1 protein-coding gene is annotated in these 3212 nt (G+C 75.5%); it reads left to right on the top strand.

Translation table 11 applies throughout. From position 1 onward, the window contains the following. Positions 1–3212: amino acid adenylation domain-containing protein (locus ACFU6K_RS34950; RefSeq protein WP_380670031.1), on the top strand; the 3212-nt coding region annotated here is incomplete at both ends.

The following is a 3212-nucleotide window of genomic DNA, read 5'->3' as shown; positions in this document are numbered from 1 at the left end:
GGCCGGGCCGACGACCAGGTGAAGGTGCGCGGCTTCCGGATCGAACCCGGCGAGATCGAGGCGGCCCTGGCGGAGCACCCGCAGGTCCGCGAGGTCGCCGTGCTCGCCCGGCGCGACCGGGCCGACGACACCCGGCTGGTCGCCTACCTGGTGCCGGAGGCCGGCGCCGCGGCCGAGCCGGAGGACCTCCGCGCCCGGCTGCGGGAGCGGCTGCCGGAGCACATGGTGCCGGCCGCGTTCGTCGCCCTGGAGAGGCTGCCGCTGACCGTCAACGGCAAGCTGGACCGGCGCGCCCTGCCCGAGCCCGAGTTCGCCGGGGCCCGGGCCGGTCGGGCGGCGCGGACCCCGCAGGAGCAGGTCCTCGCCGGGCTGTTCGGCGAGGTGCTGGGCGTGACCGGGGTCGGGGCCGACGACGACTTCTTCGAGCTCGGCGGGCACTCCCTGCTCGCCACCCGGCTGGTGGCCCGGGTGCGCGCGACCCTCGGTGTGGAACTGGAGCTGCGCAGCCTGTTCGAGACGCCGACGGTGGCCGGGCTGGCCGCCGGCCTGGGCGGCGCCGACCGGGCCCGGCTCGCGCTGGGCCGCTCGGAACGACCCGAGCGGATCCCGCTGTCGTACGCCCAGCGGCGGCTGTGGTTCGTCGACCAGCTGGAGGGGGCCGGCGCGATGTACCACATCCCGCTGGCCTGGCGCCTGACCGGCGACCTGGACCCGGAGGCGCTGCGGACGGCGCTCGGGGACGTCGTCGCCCGCCACGAGAGCCTGCGGACGGCCTTCCCCCAGGTCGACGGGGTGCCGTACCAGCTGGTCCTGGACGCCGAGGAGGCCAGCCCGCTCCTGCCCGTCACACCGGTCGACGAACCCGGCCTGGCCGCGGCGCTGACCGAGGCGGTGGGGCGCGGATTCGACCTGGCGGCCGAGGCACCCGTGCGCGCCGAGCTGTTCCGGCTGGCGCCGGACGAGCACGTGCTGCTGGTGGTGATCCACCACATCGCGGGCGACGCCTGGTCGCTGGGCCTGGTGTCCGCCGACCTGTCCACCGCGTACGCGGCGCGGCTGCGCGGCGAGCAACCCCGCTGGGCGGACCTGCCGGTGCAGTACGCCGACTACACCCTCTGGCACGACCGGCTGCTCGGGGACCGGACCGACCCCGGGAGCCTCTTCGCCCGGCAGGCGGACTACTGGACCGGGCAGCTGGCCGGCCTGCCGGAGCAGATCCGGCTGCCCGCCGACCGGCCCCGCCCCACGGCCGTCTCCAGCCGGGGCGGACACCTCGCCGTCGAACTGGACGCCGAACTGCACGACGCGCTCCTCCGGCTCGGCCGGGAGCGCGGCGCCAGCCTGTTCATGGTGCTCCAGGCGGGCCTCTCCGCGCTGCTCACCAAGCTGGGCGCGGGCGAGGACGTCCCCATCGGCAGCCTGATCGCGGGGCGGACCGACGAGGCGCTGGACGAGCTGGTCGGGTTCTTCGTCAACACCCTGGTGCTGCGCACCGACACCGGCGGCGACCCGACCTTCGCCGAACTGCTCGGCCGGGTCCGGGACACCGCGCTGGCCGGCTACGCCCACCAGGAACTGCCCTTCGAGCACCTGGTCGAGGCCCTCAACCCGGCCCGGTCGCTCGCCCGCCAGCCGCTGTTCCAGACCCTGCTCGCGCTGCAGAACGCCCCGCGTTCCGCCTTCGACCTGCCCGGCCTCAGCTCCGAGATCCTGCTGGTGCAGTCGCCGACCGCGATGTTCGACCTCTCGTTCCACCTGGTGGAGCGCGGCGGTACCGGCGGGGCGTCCGCGGGGATCACCGGCCACGTCGAGTACGCCACCGACCTGTTCGACCGGGCCACCGTGGAGGCGCTGGTCGCCCGCTGGCTGCGGCTGCTCACCGCGGCGGCGGCCGAACCGGACCGGCCGCTGAGCCGGATCGACGTCCTCACCGCCGAGGAACGGCACGAGCTGCTGGTCGCGGGCAACGACACCGCCCGTCCGGTCGCCGCGACCGGCCTGCCCGCGCTGTTCGAATCCTGGGCCCGCGCCACCCCGGAGGCCGAGGCGGTGGTGTTCGAGGAGACCGTGCTCACGTACGGCGAGCTGAACGCCCGGGCCAACCGGCTGGCCCACGCGCTGATCGCGCGCGGGGTGGGGCCGGAGCGGATCGTCGCCCTGCGCCTGCCGCGCTCGGCGGAGCTGGTGGTCGCCGTCCTCGCGGTGCTCAAGACCGGCGCCGCGTACCTGCCGGTCGACCCGGACTACCCGGCCGCCCGGATCGCGTACATGCTGGAGGACGCCCGGCCGGCCGTGGTGCTCGACGACCTCGCGGCCGTCCACGCGCCCGCGACGTTCCCGGAGACCGACCCGTCGGTGCCGCAGGACCCCGGGCACCCGGCGTACGTCATCTACACGTCCGGCTCGACCGGGCGGCCCAAGGGCGTCGTGATGCCCTCCGGCGCCCTGGCGAACCTGCTGCACTGGCACCACCGCGCCGTCGGCGGCGAACCGGGCACCCGCACCGCGCAGTTCACCGCGCTGAGCTTCGACGTCTCGGTGCAGGAGACGCTGTCCGCGCTGCTGTTCGGCAAGACCCTGGTGGTGCCGACGGAGGAGCAGCGCCGCAGCGCCGAACTCCTGGCCGGCTGGCTGGAACGGCACCGGGTGGCGGAGCTCTTCGCTCCCAACCTGGTGATCGAGGCCCTCGCGGAGGCGGCCGAGGACCACGGGCGGGACCTGCCGGACCTGCGGTTGATCGCGCAGGCGGGCGAGGCGATGCGGCTCGGCGGCGGACTGCGCCGCCTCCAGACGCGCGGGCACGGGCGGGTGCTGCACAACCACTACGGTCCGGCCGAGACCCATGTGATCACCGCCTTCGCGCTGCCGGCCGACCCGGCGGACTGCCCGCTGCCGGTGCCGATCGGCCGTCCGATCGCCAACTGCCGGGTCTACGTGCTGGATTCGGCTCTGCGTCCGGTCGCCCCCGGCGTCACGGGAGAGCTGTACCTGGCCGGGGCGGGCCTGGCCCGTGGCTACCTGAACCGGCCGGGGCTGACGGCGGGCCGCTTCGTCGCCGATCCGTACGGTCCGGCGGGCAGCCGGATGTACCGCACCGGCGACCTGGTGCGCCGACGCGCCGACGGTGAGCTGGAGTTCGCCGGGCGGGCGGACGACCAGGTGAAGGTGCGCGGTTTCCGGATCGAACCCGGCGAGATCGAGGCGGAGCTGGC

The sequence above is a fragment of the Kitasatospora sp. NPDC057512 genome (assembly GCF_042802135.1).
Taxonomy (GTDB): domain Bacteria; phylum Actinomycetota; class Actinomycetes; order Streptomycetales; family Streptomycetaceae; genus Kitasatospora.
The sequence above is the reverse complement of the archived record's forward strand: the minus strand, read 5'-3'. Positions and strand labels throughout refer to the sequence as shown.